Source organism: Brevibacillus brevis, from assembly GCF_031583145.1.
Lineage (GTDB): Bacteria > Bacillota > Bacilli > Brevibacillales > Brevibacillaceae > Brevibacillus > Brevibacillus brevis_E.
Genome location: NZ_CP134050.1, coordinates 1,423,802 through 1,441,986, shown reverse-complemented (window position 1 = coordinate 1,441,986; position 18,185 = coordinate 1,423,802). Strand labels below are relative to the sequence as shown.

General features: G+C 58.9%; 18 protein-coding genes. 1 reads left to right on the top strand and 17 read right to left on the bottom strand.

The features are described 5' to 3' along the window. Positions 1-4: 4 nt before the first annotated feature. Positions 5-601 carry a TetR/AcrR family transcriptional regulator gene (locus RGB73_RS07360; RefSeq protein ID WP_310770530.1) on the bottom strand — a complete coding sequence of 199 codons (597 nt, stop codon included), beginning with the start codon at positions 599-601 and terminating at the stop codon, positions 5-7. A 172-nt stretch (positions 602-773) separates the two neighbouring features. On the opposite strand from RGB73_RS07360, the gene RGB73_RS07355 reads away from it, so the two are divergent. Beyond that, the gene (locus tag RGB73_RS07355; RefSeq protein ID WP_310770528.1) at positions 774-1,178 is read left to right on the top strand and encodes a VOC family protein; all 405 of its coding nucleotides are present in this window, start codon (positions 774-776) and stop codon (positions 1,176-1,178) included. A gap of 294 nt (positions 1,179-1,472) precedes the next feature. Here RGB73_RS07355 and RGB73_RS07350 read toward each other — a convergent pair whose 3' ends face one another. The 16 genes from RGB73_RS07350 to RGB73_RS07275 all read right to left on the bottom strand — a co-directional run bounded on the left by RGB73_RS07350 (position 1,473) and on the right by RGB73_RS07275 (position 18,181). Beyond that, positions 1,473-2,747 (bottom strand): TRAP transporter large permease, encoded by a 1,275-nt coding sequence (locus RGB73_RS07350; RefSeq protein ID WP_310770526.1) that lies wholly within the window; start codon positions 2,745-2,747, stop codon positions 1,473-1,475. Continuing rightward, the gene (locus RGB73_RS07345; protein WP_310770524.1) at positions 2,735-3,226 is read right to left on the bottom strand and encodes a TRAP transporter small permease; all 492 of its coding nucleotides are present in this window, start codon (positions 3,224-3,226) and stop codon (positions 2,735-2,737) included. The genes RGB73_RS07350 and RGB73_RS07345 overlap by 13 nt, the downstream gene beginning before the upstream one ends. 21 nt (positions 3,227-3,247) lie before the next feature. Continuing rightward, the gene (locus tag RGB73_RS07340; protein ID WP_310770522.1) at positions 3,248-4,273 is read right to left on the bottom strand and encodes a TRAP transporter substrate-binding protein; all 1,026 of its coding nucleotides are present in this window, start codon (positions 4,271-4,273) and stop codon (positions 3,248-3,250) included. 348 nt (positions 4,274-4,621) lie between these two features. Next, positions 4,622-6,106: an SLC13 family permease gene (locus RGB73_RS07335; protein WP_310770520.1), complete on the bottom strand. Its 1,485-nt coding sequence runs from the start codon at positions 6,104-6,106 to the stop codon at positions 4,622-4,624. A gap of 180 nt (positions 6,107-6,286) precedes the next feature. After that, a complete protein-coding gene (locus tag RGB73_RS07330; protein ID WP_310770518.1) occupies positions 6,287-7,189 on the bottom strand; it encodes an aminoglycoside phosphotransferase family protein in 903 nt (300 codons plus the stop codon). A 126-nt stretch (positions 7,190-7,315) separates the two neighbouring features. After that, positions 7,316-7,744 (bottom strand): NUDIX domain-containing protein, encoded by a 429-nt coding sequence (locus tag RGB73_RS07325; protein ID WP_310770516.1) that lies wholly within the window; start codon positions 7,742-7,744, stop codon positions 7,316-7,318. Between the two features lie 73 nt (positions 7,745-7,817). Beyond that, complete coding sequence (locus RGB73_RS07320) at positions 7,818-8,465, bottom strand: precorrin-2 dehydrogenase/sirohydrochlorin ferrochelatase family protein (protein WP_310770514.1); 648 nt, start codon at positions 8,463-8,465, stop codon at positions 7,818-7,820. Positions 8,466-8,504: 39 nt separating this feature from the next. Continuing rightward, positions 8,505-9,296 (bottom strand): uroporphyrinogen-III C-methyltransferase, encoded by a 792-nt coding sequence (cobA, locus tag RGB73_RS07315; protein WP_310770513.1) that lies wholly within the window; start codon positions 9,294-9,296, stop codon positions 8,505-8,507. Beyond that, complete coding sequence (cobT, locus tag RGB73_RS07310) at positions 9,293-10,342, bottom strand: nicotinate-nucleotide--dimethylbenzimidazole phosphoribosyltransferase (protein WP_310770511.1); 1,050 nt, start codon at positions 10,340-10,342, stop codon at positions 9,293-9,295. The genes cobA and cobT overlap by 4 nt, the downstream gene beginning before the upstream one ends. Further along, positions 10,339-11,859: a cobyric acid synthase gene (locus tag RGB73_RS07305; RefSeq protein WP_310770509.1), complete on the bottom strand. Its 1,521-nt coding sequence runs from the start codon at positions 11,857-11,859 to the stop codon at positions 10,339-10,341. The genes cobT and RGB73_RS07305 overlap by 4 nt, the downstream gene beginning before the upstream one ends. Next, positions 11,852-13,228: a cobyrinic acid a,c-diamide synthase CobB gene (locus RGB73_RS07300; protein ID WP_310770507.1), complete on the bottom strand. Its 1,377-nt coding sequence runs from the start codon at positions 13,226-13,228 to the stop codon at positions 11,852-11,854. The genes RGB73_RS07305 and RGB73_RS07300 overlap by 8 nt, the downstream gene beginning before the upstream one ends. After that, on the bottom strand, positions 13,225-14,367 hold the full coding sequence (locus RGB73_RS07295; RefSeq protein WP_310770505.1) for a cobalt-precorrin 5A hydrolase: 1,143 nt from the start codon (positions 14,365-14,367) through the stop codon (positions 13,225-13,227). The genes RGB73_RS07300 and RGB73_RS07295 overlap by 4 nt, the downstream gene beginning before the upstream one ends. Further along, on the bottom strand, positions 14,367-15,146 hold the full coding sequence (gene cobM / locus RGB73_RS07290; protein WP_310770503.1) for a precorrin-4 C(11)-methyltransferase: 780 nt from the start codon (positions 15,144-15,146) through the stop codon (positions 14,367-14,369). Before cobM ends, RGB73_RS07295 begins: the two co-directional genes overlap by 1 nt. Continuing rightward, complete coding sequence (cobI, locus tag RGB73_RS07285; RefSeq protein WP_310770501.1) at positions 15,143-15,859, bottom strand: precorrin-2 C(20)-methyltransferase; 717 nt, start codon at positions 15,857-15,859, stop codon at positions 15,143-15,145. The genes cobM and cobI overlap by 4 nt, the downstream gene beginning before the upstream one ends. Continuing rightward, positions 15,856-17,088, bottom strand: coding sequence for a precorrin-6y C5,15-methyltransferase (decarboxylating) subunit CbiE (gene cbiE, locus RGB73_RS07280; RefSeq protein WP_310770499.1), 1,233 nt, complete (start codon positions 17,086-17,088; stop codon positions 15,856-15,858). Before cbiE ends, cobI begins: the two co-directional genes overlap by 4 nt. After that, on the bottom strand, positions 17,051-18,181 hold the full coding sequence (locus RGB73_RS07275) for a cobalt-precorrin-5B (C(1))-methyltransferase (RefSeq protein ID WP_310770497.1): 1,131 nt from the start codon (positions 18,179-18,181) through the stop codon (positions 17,051-17,053). Before RGB73_RS07275 ends, cbiE begins: the two co-directional genes overlap by 38 nt. Positions 18,182-18,185: the final 4 nt, after the last annotated feature.

Sequence of the window (18,185 nt, the reverse complement as noted above, 5' to 3'; positions counted from 1 at the left end):
GCTATTAAAGTGAAGCGAGTACGCGTTTGATGATCGCCTTTACGAACTGGTTGTCGATCGGTTCTCGTGAGAACCAGCGGCGGTAGAAGAGCGGCCCCAGCAGGGCTGCGACGATCGTTGACACGTCGGCGTGTGCTGACAGCTCGCCTTTGCCTACCGCGCGCTGTAGGACCTCTCGCAGGGGGGCGGCGTGTCCGCGCTGAATCCGGCTGTGGATTTCCGCGAACTCCGGATTGCGCTCGGCTGTGTCGATGATTGACGGCAGGACGAAGGACCAATTCGCCGTCGGTAGCAGGCGCGCGATTTCCATCAGGATAGCCGTGACGTCACCTTCGAGTGAGCCGGTGTCGGGCGTTTCCTGCTCGGCAATCATCCGTGAGCAGGCGTCGATCACCAGTGCTTCACGCGTCGGCCAGTGGCGGTAGATGGTCGTCTTCGCGACCCCGGAACGACGCACCACCTCGTCGACGGAGAAGCTAGCCACACCGCCTTCGCTGAGCAGCTCAAACGCAGTGGTCAGGACGGCTTGTCGTGAACGCTCGACGCGTCTATTCGATTTGGCCGACGGCACACGTTCAGATTTCTTGGACGAAGTCACCATCTTCCCTCCAACATAAAATTACGTAGACTTGAATTCGTTGCCTTAAAAAAATTCCTTCACATTATACCATGAGAGCATCCTTGGTGCCGTACGGTCACTTGTATTCTCCAGGTCATTATGTTACGATACGATACGGTATCGTATCATTAAATTATTGAAAGGATGATATCTCGTGAATTTCGCTTCTGTACGCATAATTACTGACGACTTGGATCGACTCGTCGAGTTCTATGAGAAAGTCACTGGTGTTTTGGCGAAGCGCCCCGCACCTGTCTTCGCTGAAATTGTTCTCCCATCGTGTACACTGGCTATCGGCCATTCCCAGACGGTGCAACTGTTCGGCGCGGGTTCCGCGCGCGCGGCCGACAACCACAGCGTCATCATCGAGTTTCGCGTCCACGACGTCGATGCCGAGTATACGCGCTTGAAACCGCTTGTCGACGAGTGGGTACAGGAACCGGCCACGATGCCTTGGGGGAACCGCTCTGCACTGTTTCGCGACCCCGACGGCAACCTCGTCAACCTCTTCGCTCCCGTTACCGAGGAAGCGCTTGAGCGGTTCAGCGGCAGGCCATAACGGACAGCCTTCCTGCCCGTCGCGCGGCGAGTCCATGTTGGTAGTGTTCTCGGGTCGGGAGCTGGCGGTTGCAGAAGTTCCCGGGAACGTTAGTTGAATGACAACAGCGGCAGACCGAAGACTTATTTTCTAGTCTTGGTCTGCCACTGATTCTTTTAACGCATCAAATCTAAAACCTATTTTTCAAAAGCCGGCGATTCCATACAAAACCGCGTTAGATCAACGACTCCAGTCAAATACTTTACTTTCACCGGACACGATCAATTGCGGCAACAGCCCTATATCTCCCATCTCTCAATTCGACATGTTTACCGGCAGCCAAAGCGACAGCTGCGGCCAGATGACGATAATGATCAAGACGATGATCATCAATCCGATGAACGGCATGACTCCCCTGACGACTTCCTCCAGCTTCGCTTTGGCGATTCCGCTGACGACGAACAGGTTCAGACCGACGGGCGGCGTCACCATCCCTAGCTCCATGTTGACCGTCATGATGATCGCGAAGTGGATGACATCGATCCCCAGCAGCTTCAGGATCGGCAGGAAGATCGGCAGGGTGATCAGGATGATGGACGTCGGCTCCAGGAACATGCCCATGACAAAGAACAGCAAATTGCAGGCGATCAGGAAGGTCCACTTGTTAACGTCGCCTTCCATGATCCAGCTCGCGATGTTCTGCGGCACCTGCTCATTGGTCAGGTACAGCCCGAAAACGGTAGCACCTGCGATGATGAAAAAGATCATCGAGCTGGTGTTCACAGTCTCGCGCAAAATGGTGCGCGTATCCTTCCACCCGATCTGACGGTAGACGAACACGGCGACTAGCAGCGAGTAGACACAGGCGATCACGGACGCTTCGGTCGGCGTCGCGACTCCGAGGTAAATGGAGCCGAGAATCAGAACGGGCAGAAACGCGGCGGGCAATGCCCGTATACTCAGCTTCAGCCGATCGTTCCAGCCCGCTTTCGGGAGGCGGCCGAATTTTTTCCAACGGGCGTAAAAGACAGCGACGACGACGAGGACCGCCGTCAAAAACAGTCCAGGCAGGAAACCGGCCATAAACAGCTTGCCGATGGATTCCTCCGCCACAGTCCCGTAAACGATCAGCGGAATGGATGGAGGAATCAGGATCCCGAGCGTCCCTGAGGCGGCGACCAGACCCATGGCATAACGCCTGCTGTACCCCGCCTCGATCATTCCCGGTATCATGATGGCGCCGATGGCTGCGGCCGTCGCCGGACTGGAGCCGGAGATGGCCGCGAACACCGCACAGGCAAGAATCGTCACAACCGAGAGCCCCCCGGCAAAGTGACCTACCCATGCTCTCAGTGCATCAATCAGCGCTTTGGAAATGCCTCCGCGCGACATCAGCACACCGGCGAGAATGAAGCCCGGTATGGCCATCAACGTGGCGACGTTCAGCGAGGAGAAGATCTTTTGCGGCAGCACGTCCAGGTTGAAGCCGCTGTCCAGCAGGGCGAGCGCAGATGCGACGACGAGCGAAATCGCTACCGGCACGCGCAACAGGAGCAGCAGGAAGAAGATGAGAAAGACTATCCATTCCACTCGAGCTTCACCTCTTTTCTCAGGTTGGACAGCAGGTTGTCAAGAAAGCGGTAGCCCAGCATCAATCCGCTGAGCGGAATGACCAGGTACACAATCCAGAGATAGATCCCCGTGTCGGTGGATTGCTGCTGGGTATCCCAGTACAGCGACAGCAATTTTCCGCCGAAAAAGATGAAGAAAAAGCAGAACAATACGCCAAGTGCGTTTGAGAAAATGTTAAACGCCTTTTTGACGGAAGGAGGTACGCGGTCGTACAGGATATCCACCTGAATGTGGTGACCTTCCCGCAGCGCTACCGCCATGCCGACCAGCGTTCCCCACACGACGAAGTACGTAGAGATTTCATCGATCCACGCCTTCGGACTGTTAAAGACATAGCGGCAAACCACTCCGTAAAAGATCAGACCGACTCCAATCACGATCAGTGTACCGGCGAAGCAATCTTCGAATGCGGCATACCTTTCCCGCCATTTTGACATCGTCATTGTCCTCCCGTTTGCCTACAATTGTCTGGCGCCATCGATGATGTCTTTCCCGACCGTCTTTTCAAATTCGCTGTATACAGACTCCATCAGCTTGACGAAGCCTTCGCGCTCGGCGTCACTCAGCTCGATAATGTTGAACTTCCCGGATTGCCTCAGCTTTTCCTCGGAGCCTTTGTCGAGCTCCGTGGACAGCTCCCGCTCGTATTTGGTCGCTTCCGCCATCGATTCGTCAAAAGCCTTGCGGATGTCTTCCGGCAAACCGTCGTACCATTTTTTGTTGGTCAGCACGATGTAGTCGATTCGGCCGTGGTTGGAGATGAGCAGATTCTTTTGCACTTCCTCGTACTTTTGCGTGTCGATGTTGTTCCACGTGTTCTCCTGCCCATCGACCGTTCCTTGCTGCAAGGCGGTGTAGGTCTCCCCGAACGGAATGGTGGCCGCGCCAGCTCCCAGCGCCTTGAACTGGGCTTCCAGCACTTTTCCGGCCTGCGTCCGGAATTTTTGTCCCGCGAACTCCTCCGGCTTGCTGATCGGCTTGTTCGAGGTGAAAACTTTAAACCCGTTTTCCCACATGGCAAGTCCCTTCAGATTTTTGCTCTCCAACGAGCTCATCAGCTTTTTGCCCAGGTCGCCGTCCCAAAATTTCAGCACCGCTTCGTGGTTTTTGAACAAAAACGGCATGTCCACGACCTGGAAAGCGGGGTTGAAGCCGACCAGCTTGGTCGCGGAGGGCGCGATGACCTGAACGTTTCCGGCCTGGAGCGCCTCCAGCTCGTCTTTGTCTCCGTACAATTGGGAAGAGGGATACACCTCCACCTTTACCTTGCCCCCGGTCTTTTCCGCGAGCAGCTCGGCAAATTTGGTGGATGCCTTTCCTTTCGGGCTGTCAGCCGTGGTGACGTGAGAAAATTTGACGATCAGCGGATTTTCTTTCGTGTACGCGGCTGCGTTCCCTTGCGTCGAGCTGCTGCCGCAGCCCGCGAGAGCAAGCAGCGAAAGGGAAATACATACTGCCCAAAAACCTTTTCTTCCTTTTTTCAAGGTGAAGCACCCCCAGCTATTTTTTTAGATGGACCTTCCTTCCCTGTAAACCGGCCTTGATCGGAACGCGTATCCCCCCTTTCCCACAGGATTTCCCAGACTTTGACTGAAAGCGCTTGCAAAAAGTATTGTATAGAATTTTTCGACTATTTTTCGTTATGGTCATATTGGTCTTTTTGGTCATTTTGGTCTCGAGATAGCCAATGGATTGAGACCATCTTCGGCATTCCCTCTCTTCATGGGTCCCCCTCGATGAGACTTTCGCTGTTTTTTTCAATCGAAATCGGATACCGGATATTGGATCCATTAAAAATCATGAACAAAGTGATCGCCTCCCCACAAGGTCAATTACATGTACCCAAGCCAAGTCCACCATGTCATCGCCATCAAAAAAGTAACGGCTGTCGTCAGCAGGGTCAACCAAAAACCGGGCTTAAAAAAGTCTTGCTGCGTCACCCACCCCGTGCCATGCACCATGACGCCCGGGATCGTCTCGACCACGAGCAAAAAGCCGAACAGGCACGTCACGCCTGTGACAAATGCCAGCAGCAGGGCCGGAGCACCCTCTGCGTGGGCGGAGAGCGCCATCACGACCGGGACGGTAGCGATGACTGCCGTGGAAACGTTGGAAGTCACCTTGTGGATGAGCTGCGTAAGAATCGCCACTGTCAGCACCGCCAGCGCGGGATTGGAGAAAAGGTACAGCGTGAGATCATTTTCCATCCATTTGGACAAATAATCGGTGACGCCCGTTTCGTAGAGCGCTCTGCCCAGCGACAGCGTAACGCCCAGCATGATCAGCGGCGCGAATTTGATGTCGAGAATTTTGTCCCAATCCGCCACCTTGATGCCTGGCCACGCCATCAGCACCGCCCCGATCAAAGCCGGAATCACCGGCGGCAAGCCGTGCACCCCCTCGAGCGCCCACATGCCGCAAACGGCCAAAAGGATTGCCAGCAGCCGCTTTTCTTGTGTGGTGATGGGTCCCAGCTCACGGATCATCGCTTTCATCTTCCGCTTGAGCCCCACCGGAATCTCGTCCGGCACGGGAAAGCAGCGATGGAGCACCCACCAGGAAGCGGGAATCAGGATCAGCCACATCGGCAGGGCGAGCACCAGCCAGTCCAAATACGTCACTTGCTGCTTCAAGTAAGTGTGGATCAGATCGACCGTGATCACGTTGCCGATCGCGGCGGGCAAAATGGCGGTGCCGCTCACTCCGCAGCCGACGACCACGCCCATCATCAGCTTTTTCCCCTGCACGTCCCTTTCCGTCACCCCCAAAATCGAGGTAATCGAGAATACGATCGGCAGCAGCATAGCCGTTCGGACGGCAGCCGCGGGGATAAAGAAAGCCATCACCTGGGGAATCAGGATAATGCCGGCCAGCACGCCACCTTTCTTCTCACCAAACCAGTACAGGAGCTGATAGGCCAGGCGCTTGCCGAGGGATGTCTGCTCTACGGCGCTTGCGATCATCATCCCGGCTACAATCAAAAAAATGGCAGGGGAAGCGAACCCGGACAGGACGAGCTCCGTCGATACCGCTCCTGAGATGGGCAAAGCAAACAAGACCAGCACGGCCGTCATGGAAAACGGAATGGGCTCGAGCACCCACAGGATAATGACGCCAATCGTAATCGCCAAGGTCACTCGCGGCGCGTACTCCACGTATCCCTGCAGCCCGAAAAACAGCAAAAGAAAGGCCGCCGCGGCCAAACCGAACGAGAGTGGCCGTTTCAGCGCGAGCCACACGCTTCTGCCCTTTTGACCAGACTGCTCCCCGTGGTTCTCTGTCTTTACCTGCGGATTACTATTCCTGATCGTCGACATCTGCTTCTCTCCTACCTCTTGTCCTCTCTTTTAGGATATTGTATCCAATTTGATTTGTCTATCTATTTTGATTATTTACATTTTTTCGCGCGATACTTTCATGCAAAAAAAGCCGGCCCAAACTCGACAATCAGGTTTGGAGCGGCTTATACGTGTTCCGGCTTTTTGCCACATGCCGTTTCATCTGTCCCCTCCGTGTTCGGCAAGAACTTCATCGATCGTGCGCCGGGATATGTGGGCGAGAACGGGATTCTTATCGTGGTAATAGGCGTACGCGAGCAGCCCGAAGGAAAGAGCCCAGCCGCGCCCCCGAGCCCAGGTGGCGTCGTCTGCAGGCAGCGCCGCACGAAAGACGCTGCGGCTTTCCGCAGGCAGAAGTGTCCAGGCGACCATCAAGTCACAGGCCGGATCCCCTACTCCCAATGTGCCAAAGTCGATGACCGCACTCAGTTCCCCTTGTGCGACCAGCAAGTTCCCCGGATGGAGATCGCCGTGCAGCCAGACGCCCGCGCCTTCCCACACCGGAGCCTGCAGGGCGGCTTCCCAAACTGCAGCGGCTTTGTCCGTATCGAGCAGGTTTCTTGTGGAGGAGATCGCGCTCCGAACAGCCTGGTCCCGCATCGCCAGCGGCACGCCCCGGCCGGAGTTATGAGGTCCGGGAGCCGGCCCCCCGGCGGTATCGATCCGCTGCATGGCAGCTACGAATTGGGCCAGGGAGGTCGCCGCTTGGTCCGGATTGTCGATTCGTCCGGTGATGGCGTTCTCGCCTTCCAGCCACCGATACACGGACCAGTGCCAGGGATAGCCTTCACCGGGCTGCCCGATTGCGATCGGGGCAGGAATGGGAAGCGGCAAATGCGGGGCCAGTCGGGGGAGCCACTGTTGCTCCTTCTCCACTTGCCCGATTGCCCATTCTACGCGTGGCAGCCGCACGGCCAAATCCTCCCCCAGCCGAAATATCGCGTTGTCCGTCCCTGATGTCTCGACCGGTGAGATGAGATCGTCAGCCCATTGCGGAAATTGCGCTTCAATCAGTCGCTGCACGAGAGTGACGTCGATCGTTCGCCCATTTGCTTGGGTCATCTGAATCCATCCTTTCGAGAATCCAAAAGAAAATTGCTGGAGGCGAAGGGGCTTCTTTCGTTTCGACGGCGCCCCACCCCTCCCCTGCCTCGAAGAGCCGAGATTGCCAACAGAAACGATACCGCCTTACGAACGCTCCCGCTTCCGCAATTGATCGATGGCAGGCACAGTAAAGCTCGCCAGACGTGAGGGAAGCTCGTGCAGGGAAAACCATCGGACCTCCCCAATGGCACCGCCTTCCTCCATATTACGCGCTTCACCGCCCTTGACGGCCACTTCGTAAATGGCCGAAACCCAATGCTCCTCGCTTTCTGGCCGGATGGTCTCGGCGATGCAGAGCAATTGCTTGATCTCTACATCCAGATCGACCTCTTCCTTGATTTCGCGGATGACACTGGTCTCCAGCCGCTCATACGGATCGACTTTTCCTCCGGGAATGCTCCATGTTCCTTTTTCCGGGTTTCTATTCCGCAAGACCAGCAGGATCTCCTGCCGATCGTTCAAGATGACCGCTCCCACTCCCAATCTGGGGACGCCGGATGCTGTTGTCGTCATAGCGCTCTCACCTCCATGGATGCTGCCCGGGGTTCCGGGCAAAAGAAAACTCCCGCCAAATGCAGGAGCAGTTTTATTCTTTTCTTCTGTCATCGTTTTGCAGCAGGCGCTCCGCCTCCATATCCCTTCGCTCGAGTTCGCCGTTTCTCGTCCAAAGCAGGAAGCGGTCGTCCAGCAGCTCGGCAAGCAGGGCGCGCTTTTCCCGTTCTCCCACATCCATGCGGAGAATTCGCTGCCGCATGTCGCCGAGAAACCGGGTGTACTCTCCGTACTCCAGGCCCACCCAATCCTCCAGCTGCCGGCGCAGCTTTTTCGCCAGGCCGGGATTGTGTCCGCCCGTAGAAATCGCGATTTGCAGTTCGCCTCGCTGCACAACGGCGGGGACTGTAAACGTACACAGGTCGGGCCGATCGACGACGTTGATCCACTGATGCGGCCTACACGCCTCATGCACTGACAAATTGACGGCGGTATCGCTGGTCGCAGCGATGATCAGCACCGTCTCTGCCGTCACATCCTCTTTGGCAAACGGACGACACAGCCATCGCACCCTTCCAGCGTGCGCCCATTCTTCGATCTGCGGAGTGCACGCGGGAGCGACGACGGCCACATCCGCTCCGGCCCCCAGCAGGCTGCGGATTTTCCTCTCCGCTACCTGACCGCCTCCCACGACGAGGCATTGCTTTTGCGTCAAATTGACCATCATCGGGTAGTGTCCCATCGCGATTCGCTCCTCTCGCCGCCAGACGAGGCGCAGCAGCTATTGATTGACAGCGGTGCCGCCTGGCGTAAGCGCCGATTCAAACCAGTTGATCCGCTCCCGCAATTGTACCACGTCTCCTACCAAAATGATGGCCGGGTTCGTGATCTGACTGTTTTCCGCCAACCGCTCCTCGATATCGGACAGCGTCCCCGTCACGGTCGTCTGCTGCGGAAGCGTACCCCAGGCGATGACCGCCACGGGGGTCTGCGGATCGCGGCCGTGCAGGATCAACTGCGAGCGAATCAGCGGCAGGTTGGCCACTCCCATGTAGAAGGCGACGGTGTCGATGCCGTTTGCCAAGGCACGCCACTTCTCCGTCGCCAGCTCCGGCTTGTCTTCCCGCAAATGTCCCGTCACGACCGCGAAGGACGAGCCGTGCTCCCGATGCGTCACGGGAATTCCGGCGTAGGCGGGAGCAGCGATCCCTGCCGTCACTCCCGGCACGATTTCAAACGGAATGCCGAGCCTTGCCAAATGCTCCGCTTCCTCCCCGACGCGGCCGAACACGCAAGGGTCGCCGCCCTTCAAGCGCACGACGACGTTGCCTGCCAGCGCCTTTTCGGCGAGCAGCTCGTTGATTTTTTCCTGCTTCAAGGTATGGTTGTCGGGCAGCTTTCCACAGTAAATGCGCTCCGCCGTCTCTGGTGCGTGCTCCAGCAAGGCCGGATTCGCCAGCCGGTCGTAGACGACCACGTCCGCCTGCTGCAAGCATTCCAGCCCTTTTACCGTGATGAGCTTGGGATCTCCAGGGCCAGCTCCGACCAAATACACTTTCCCCGTCTGGCTCATCGGTCGCTTACCCCCGCCGAGGCGAACGTCGCCATTTCTCTGACCATCCGGCCTGCTGCCTCTACGATCGGGAAGGCGAGGGCGGCTCCGCTTCCTTCCCCGAGGCGCAGATGCAGATCCAAAAGCGGCTCCTTGCCAAGCGTCTTCAACACGAAAGCATGACCTGGCTCCTGGGATCGATGTCCTGCGATCAGGTAGTCCGCTGCTCCAGGCTGGATACGTACGGCCAAAAGCGCAGCCACGGTGGCGATGAAGCCATCCAGCAAGACAGGCACGCGGCTAGATGCCGCTCCGAGAATCGCCCCGGCCATCGCGCCGATCTCCATGCCCCCGACCTTCGCCAGCACGTCCACCGGATCGGCAGCATCCGGCCGATGCAGGGCGAGCGCTTCCCGTACCACAGCTTTTTTGCGCTGCCAGCCCTCATCCGAAAGTCCCGTTCCCCGTCCGACGATCTCATCCGGGTCCGCGCCGGTCAACGCCGAGAGCAGGGCGCTGCTCGCCGTCGTGTTGCCGATGCCGACTTCCCCGACGATCAGCACTTTCGCTCCCTCGGCCGCCATTTCATGGGCGGACTCGATTCCGATCCGGATGGAGCGCTCCGCCTCCTCACGCGTCATGGCCGCTTCCCGGAGAATATTGCCGGACGCAGCCTTGATGCGCTTTTGGCACACGCCTGGCGCGTCTACTTCGACCGCTACCCCTACATCCACGAACTTCTGCAAAGCTCCGATCTGCCGGGCGAACACATTGATCCCCGCACCGCCGTTCGCCAAATTCAGCAGCATTTGCGCCGTCACTTCCTGCGGGTAGGCGGATACCCCCTCCCTCGCCACGCCGTGATCGGCCGCAAAGACGATGACGCCAGGCGGGCTCACTACCGGAAACGTCTCGCCCGTCATCGCGGCGAGCTCGACAGCGAGCGTCTCCAGGCGGCCCAGGCTTCCGAGCGGTTTGGTCAGCTGATCGACGTGCCGCCTCGTTTGCTCTGCCGCTTCCAGATGGAGCGGTTCAATTGCACCTAGCTGTTTTTCCAAGTCTGTCATCCTACACGCACCTCTTTTTCCTGGTAAAGCTTCATTTGCTCCTCAATGAGGTCCAGCTTGACATGCTGTCTGACTGTCTCGGCCAGCAGATCGTAGCCTTGCTCCCGGAGGGCCACAAAGGACGGACGATCCTCGAGTGACTCCAATCCTTTTCTTCGGCGGATCTCGTTCAGCAGCGGCGTCCGGAACGCATCGTTGTGGAACAGGCCGTGAAAATACGTCCCGATCAGCTGACGCTCCTGCGAGCAGTAGCCATCTGTGCGATCCGCGAGCTGTATGAACGGCGCGTCGTTTTCCGTATAGACGGACCGCCCCATGTGGATCTCGTAGCCTTCCAGCTCCATCCGCTCTCCGGCAAAATGGGCGATGCCGCGGGAGAGCACGGTCGTCTTGCGCTGCTCCAGCGTCGTCACCATTGGAATCAAACCGAGACCCGCAAGCTCGCCCAAAGGCGACTCCACCCCGGCAGGATCACAGATCGACTCGCCCAGCATCTGGTAGCCGCCGCACAGTCCGACCACGTAAGAGCGACCGCCCTCGTGCAGCTCCCGAATACGGCTGGCGAGACCCGTCTCCCGCAAAAACTGCAGGTCTTCCAGCGTGTTTTTGCTTCCCGGCAGAACGATCAGATCCGGGTCGCCCAGCTCCTCCAGCCGGGTCACGAAACGCACGCGGCAATCCGGCTCCACGAAGAGAGGATCGACGTCCGTGAAGTTGGAAATGCGCGGGTAGCGAGTCACCGCGATGTCGATGTCCCGCGGCGTCTCGCGCTGCGCTTGGTAGCGGTGCAAAATCAGCGAGTCTTCCGCATCGATCCACAGATCGGGGATGAACGGAACGACTCCGAGAACCGGCTTGCCCGTGTACTCCTCGAACCAGTCCAGCCCCGGCTGCAGCAGGGTCACATCCCCGCGAAAACGGTTGATGATCACGCCGATCACCCGCTCCCGGTCCTCTGGATCAAGGAGCTGCAAGGTGCCGACCAGACTGGCAAACACGCCGCCTCTCTCGATGTCCGCCACCAATATGACAGGGGCGCCAGTCAAACGCGCCACCCGCATGTTGACCAGCTCGCGGTCGTTCAGGTTGATCTCCGCCGGGCTTCCTGCCCCTTCGATCACGATCCGCTCATAGGCGGCGGCCAGTCGCCCGTACGATTCCTCAATGATTCGGAGGCCTTCGTCGTAAAATTCCGTCCGGTATGCCATCGCCTTCATATTTCCGTAAGGCTCGCCGTTTACGACGATCTGCGACTCCAAGTCCCGCGTCGGTTTGATCAGGATCGGGTTCATGTCCGTCGTGGCGATTACTCCCGCCGCTTCGGCCTGCACGCCCTGGGCACGCCCGATTTCCTTGCCGTCCAGCGTCACGTACGAGTTGAGCGCCATGTTCTGCGATTTGAACGGTGCCGTCTTGTATCCGTCCTTGGCGAAAATCCGGCAAAACGCTGTCGCAATGACGCTTTTTCCCGCATCCGAGCTTGTTCCCTGGATCATCAACGGGAGGGCTTTAGGCACGGGCACTCACCTCCGCACAGCGTTCGATCCAGCGAAGCACCAGCTCGGGATTCGAGCCGAAATGCAGATGCGTGTATCCGGCGACCAGATTTCCTTGGGCGTACCCTTCCGGCTTCATCCCGCGCAAGCCTTTCGTTTCGTAGGCATACGGGAGCTCGGCATCCGCCTGGTAGGTGGAGTAGTGAAACTCGTGGCCTTTGGCGATCTCCTCTGTTCCGAGCAGGAAGTTGCCTTCTTTTCCGCGGACCTCGCGATAGCCCAAAGCCGCCAGCTTCTTTTGCATCGTCACTTTGCCGGGGATGATCCCGACCATCGGGTAGCTGTCGCCCTCCGTCGTGACGATGGCCTCCGTCAAAAACATGAACCCGCCGCACTCCGCAAGCGTCGGCAGCCCGGAGGCGATGGCCTCGCGGAACGACTGAAGCACCGACTCGTTTTGCGAAAGCTCGGAGGCGAACTCCTCGGGAAAACCGCCCCCGATGTACAGTCCGTCCGCGTCTGGCGGCACCGACTCGCCCGCGAGCGGGGAAAAGAATTGCAGCCTTGCGCCGTAGGCCTGAAGCAGCTCCAGATTTTCCGGATAGTAAAAGTGGAACGCCGGGTCCTTCGCCACGGCGATTGTCACGCGCTCAGGCGCTCCTGTCTGCGCGAACAGCTTTGGCTCTGCATGTAACGGCTCCGCCTGCGCAAGCTCCCAGATCTGCTCGAGATCCACGGTTTCGGCGATCAGCTCCGCCAGCTTGTCAAACAAAGGCGTCAGCTCTCCCCTCTCGACGGACGGCACCAGTCCGAGATGGCGCTCCGGAATCTCCAGCTCGCTCTCCCGCTTGAGAAAACCCGCCACAGGGATGCCGCACTCTTGCTCGATAGCAGCCTTGACGATTTTGTAATGTCCTTCGCTTCCGACCTTGTTCGCGATGACAGCAACGATGCGGGCAGCAGGATTGAGCAGCTGAAAGCCTTTGACAATCGCCGCCGCGCTGCGCGCCATGCTCTGGCAGTTCACCACCAGCAGCACAGGGGAAGCCGTCAGAATGCTGATCTCGGCCGTGCTCCCCTTGTCGCTGGTCGCTTCCTTGCCGTCGTACATCCCCATGACGCCCTCGATGATGGAAATGTCCGCCCCTTGTGCTCCGCGGACGAATATTTCCTTCACGGCATCATGGGAGAGCATGTAGCTGTCCAGATTGCGCGAGGCCCGGCCCGTGACAGCCGTATGGTAAGTAGGATCGATGTAGTCCGGCCCGCATTTGAAGCCTTGCACCACGTGTCCTTTTCGTTTCAGCGCCGCCATCAGCCCGATGGTCACGGTCGTTTTTCCCGCGCCGCTGCCCGTTCCGGCGATGACGATACGACGGCTGCCGCTCATGCGCGCCCCTCCTCCCGATACGGCATCAAGCCGACGGATATGGTCGTGTTCCCCGACTTTTTCTTGGTCAGCACCAGTTTGTCCACGCCAGCGTACAGCTTGGCGGCCGGCTCGCTCACACCGTACGCTCCGGTGTATTTGTAGACCGTGTCGGACGGGTCATCCATCGGCGCTTGGTTGAGCTGCTCCGGCGAGTACCAGACAAACGGCCAGCCGTATTTTTCGCAGACGGCGATGAGCCCCGCTTCGTCCTTTTTCAGCTCAATCGTGGCGAGCGCCTTCACGCTCTTGATGGAAAACTGCAGCTCGTCCAAGGTCTCCTTGATCACCGCTTCGATCTCCTCCGCAGACGTCCCCCGGTTGCAGCCCATGCCGATCACGATCACCTTCGGACGGTAGAGCACGCCGTTTTCCAAAATGGATTGCTCTTCCGGTGCAAGCAGGCGGTGCGTCACGACCAGCGCCGCTTGCGGCTGGGCGGCCTGCGCCTCCGCGATCGTCGCGTACTCCTGAATTGACGGCGGCATCGGGGTATCGTGCATCCACCAGTCCCGTTCGCCGGATTCGTTGACGACTGCGACCCTCTCCTCGTTGACGACCGAAGCGCTGACCGGCGTCAGCTTTTCTGCCGACTCCCACTCCCAGCCGAAGCGGCGGCCGAACAGGTCGACCGGGATCGTCTTCTGCACGTCGGAGGCCGTGGTGATGATCGGACGAGCGCCCATGACAGCGGCGACCTCGCGCGCCAGCTCGTTTGCCCCGCCGAGATGGCCGGACAGGACGCTGATCACGTTTTCTCCCCGGTCATCGATGACGACGACGCCCGGATCTTTCTTTTTGTCCTCAAGTAGCGGCGCGATCATCCGTACGACCGCCCCCAGCGAAATGATGATGATGAGGCCTTTGTAGGCGGGCCAAAGGGCGGGAAACAGCATGCGCACGCTGTTTTCGAACAGCTGAATGCCGCGCGCTTCCTCATCCCCGCGGGCAAACTTGCTCATGTAGTACAGGTCTGTCCCCGGAAACTTCTGGGCGAGATCGCGAGCCATCTCTACACCGTGCTTGGTGATGGCGACGATGGCGTACTCCCCGCGCTGGCGGATTGCCGGGATTTCTCCCTCGATGAGTTCGATGACCATTACTCTTTCACACCTTTTCTGTACCCGTGCGTGAAGGTTTTGTCATACAGCTTCGAGCGGTATTGCTCGTTTTTCTCGTGGATGTGCGGGTCGAGCGCCCAGCCGGCCAAAATCATCGCATGCTTGCGGATCCCGTTTTTGCCCATGTCCTCGTCGAGGTTTTTCAGCGTGGTGCGCAGGATGAACTGATCCGGCCAGCTTGCGCGCTGCACCACGGCGACAGGCGTATCCTCGCTCCAGCCCGCCTCTACCAGCTCGCGCACGACCTTTTTGGTCAAGGTCGCGCTCAAATAGAGGGCCAACGTGCAATGATGCTCGGCCAGCGCGCGCAGCTTTTCGCGCTCCGGCACCGGAGTCCGTCCCTCCGCACGGGTCAAGATCAAGGTCTGCGTCAGCTCGGGAATCGTCAGCTCGGCTCCCACCGCCGCTGCCGCCGCGAAGACCGAGCTCACGCCAGGGACGATCTCCACTTCGACGTCCGCTTCCTTCAGCAGCGCGATTTGCTCCATGATCGCTCCGTAGACGGACGGATCGCCCGTCTGCAGGCGCACGACGAGCTTGCCTTGACGGACGCGGTCTACCATCAGCTCGACCATTTCTTCCAGTGCCATGCCGGAGCTGTGCAGCACCTCCGCATCCGGATTGCCGAGAGCCACCAGCTCTTCATTGACCAGAGAGTCCGTATATAAAATCACATCCGCCTTCTGCAGCAGCTTCAAGCCTTTTACCGTAATCAGATCGGGATCGCCCGGGCCAGCGCCTACGATGTACAGCTTCATGATTTTTTCACCACCATCAGGGTAAGATAGCTGAGCTCCGCGCGCTCCAGCTCCCGGACATCCGTCCAGACCATTTCCTCGGACGAGGTCACTTTCGTGGCGACCGCCGCCTTGTCCGCCAGGTTCATTTCTTTCAGAAGGCCGATGATCATCGGCAACACTTTCGCCACCTTCAGGAAAACGACGCAGTCGTGAGCCTCGATCTCCCGGCGCATCGCTTCTCTGTCCTCGGTCGCGGGAATGATCCCGATTCTCTCATCGCCGTCCGCAAGCGGCAGATTGAAGCGGGAGGCCGCCCCGAGAAACGACGACACCCCAGGGACGGTGACGATCGGCACTTCCGGGTGCTCTTCCTGCATCACGCGCATCATGTGGATGAAGGTGCTGTAAAACATCGGGTCGCCCTCGGTCACGAACGCCACGTCCTTGCCTTCGGACAGACGCTCCCAGACCTGCTCCACCGTGTTGTTCCATTCGCGCTCCAAAATTTCCGGGTCCCGCGTCATGGGAAACACCAGTCCGAGCATCTCTTTATCGGCTGCCTGCTTCACGTACAGCTCCGCGATCTGGTGGGCGTAGCTTTTGCTGCCCATCCGCTTTTTGGGGTAGGCGATGACGGGCGATTGCTGCAGCAGGCGAAACGCCTTGACCGTAATCAACTCGGGATCGCCAGGGCCTACTCCCAGTCCGTACAAGGTTCCGATCTTGCTCACTTGCTGACTCCTCCTTCTTCTTCTTCGGCCGGTTTGGCCCATGCTGTGATGATGTAGATCGGATTCAGCGCTTCAAAGCGGGTCAGCGACAAAATCGGCTTGCTGCGCGAGAGCTGCGCCAGTGTAACAGACGTCTCGAAGCCTTCCGCGGCAAAAGCCTGGGTCGCCTCGTACAGCGTCTCGATCGTAGCGGCATTGACCACGATCCGGCCGCCTTTGCGCAGACGCGTGCAGCAGATGTTCAGCAGCTCGCGAAGCTCTCCTCCGCTGCCCCCGATGAAAACCGCATCCGGGTCGGGAAACTGGTCCAGGCCTTGCGGGGCGCGCGCATGGACGACCGTCAGATCCGTGCGAAACTTGGCCATATTCTGGCGGCAGTTTTCCAGGTCGTCCGCGTTTTTCTCGACGCCGTACACTTCGCCTTCCCGGGCGATGCGGGCCGCCTCGATTGCCACCGAGCCCGTGCAGGTGCCGATGTCCCACACGACGCTTTTCGCGTGCAGCTGCAGCTGGGCAAGGCTCAGGATGCGCACTTCCTTTTTCGTGATAAGTCCTTTGTCCGGCTTGCGCTGGGAAAACTCCTCGTCCGGGATGCCAAACGGCCAGACAGGGCTTTCGCGGCGTTTTTTCAAGATGACGACGTTCAGGTCGGAAAAGACTCCGTCCGCCATCTGTTCCAGCGAGTACCAGCCCGTGCGTTCCTCTTCGCTCCCGAGGTTTTCCGCCACGAATCCGTCGTACTCCGTCATGCCGAACGAAAGCAGGTAAGCCGCAATCGCTGCCGGGCTATTCTGCGCATCCGTCAGCAGCGCTACCTTTTCCTTGCCGTCGATGCGCTGGGCAAGCCCTTTGATGCTGCGTCCGTGCACGCTGAAAAGCGCCGCATCCTGCCACGCCTCGCCCATTTTGGCAAAGGCGAGCTGGATGGAGCTCAGATGCGGGTAAATCTCCACGTTCAGCTTTTTGGCGAGCAGCCCGCCGATCCCGTAAAAGAGGGGATCGCCGGACGCGAGGATGACGGTGTTTCTCGTCTCTGAGCGCAGCTCTTCCACCATCGCGGTCAGCCCGCCTTTGAGCACCCGCTTTTCGCCCCGGTACTCGGGGAAAAAGGAAAGATGTCTCTCTCCTCCCACAAGCAGCTCGCTTTCCTCTATCCAGGAACGGTACAACGGCAGCAGGCTTTGCTGTCCGTCATCCCCGATTCCGATCACTTTCATCGTGTGTGTCATCGATCGTCACCCTTCCCAACAGGGACCCTTTCATCGTAATGATCATGGTCTCGATCTCCATGCCGCCGCCGACCTCCTTCAAAGCGGCGCGGCAGCAGCTCTCGCACAGCTTTTCAAAAAATGCCGGGGTATCCGCCATCAGGTCTCCCACTTGCGCAGCCGTATTCGCTTCGCGGATCTGCACGATCAGCTCGTCCACAGCCCCGGCATCCGCAGCCAGTCCCGCGAGAAAACCGAAGTCCACGGGAGCGCTTTTGGAGTGCACCATCATGACGCCCTGTGCGACCTTGGAGAACTTGCCCATCATCCCGACGAGCGTCACCTTCTTCATCTGCTTGCGCTTGCACTGCTGCAAGGAAAAGCCGACGAAATCGCCCATCTCGACGAAGGCTTCCTCCGAAAGCTGCGGGTACATCTCGATACCGAACGATTCGCTCTTGCCGCCGGTAGACAGGACGATGTGCTCGCATCCCGCCTCTTTGGCTACGTTGACGGCTTGCGCCACGCTCGCCTTGTAGGCGGCTGTGGAAAACGGCACCACGATGCCGCGCGTCCCGAGGATGGAGATGCCCCCGAGGATGCCGAGCCTTCCGTTCAACGTCTTTTTGGCGATTTCTTCGCCGGCCGGCACGGAAATCACGATTTTGATCCCCCGCTCGATCTCGAACTGGTCCAGGACCTCCTGGGCGGCTTCCCGAATCATCTTGCGCGGGACGGGATTGATGGCTGCCTCGCCGATGGGGACAGGCAGGCCCGGTTTGGTCACCCGCCCTACGCCGATCCCTCCGTCCAGCACGATGCCAGGCTCTTCCCGCCATTCCACGGTGCTGATAATCAAAGCGCCGTGCGTCGCATCCGGATCGTCCCCGCCGTCCTTGATCGTCGCGGTAGTCGCCTGCTTCTCATCGAAATCGCAGCTCTCCAGCTGAAACGTCACCTGTTCGCCAATCGGCAGGCGAATCGTCACTTCTCGTTGCGGCTCCTGGGTGATCAGCGCGAGCAAAGCAGCCTTCGTCGTCGCCGTTGCGCATGACCCGGTCGTATAACCATGGCGGAGAGGTTTCGCCTCTTTTTCGTCTGCTTTGACCGCCATCGGT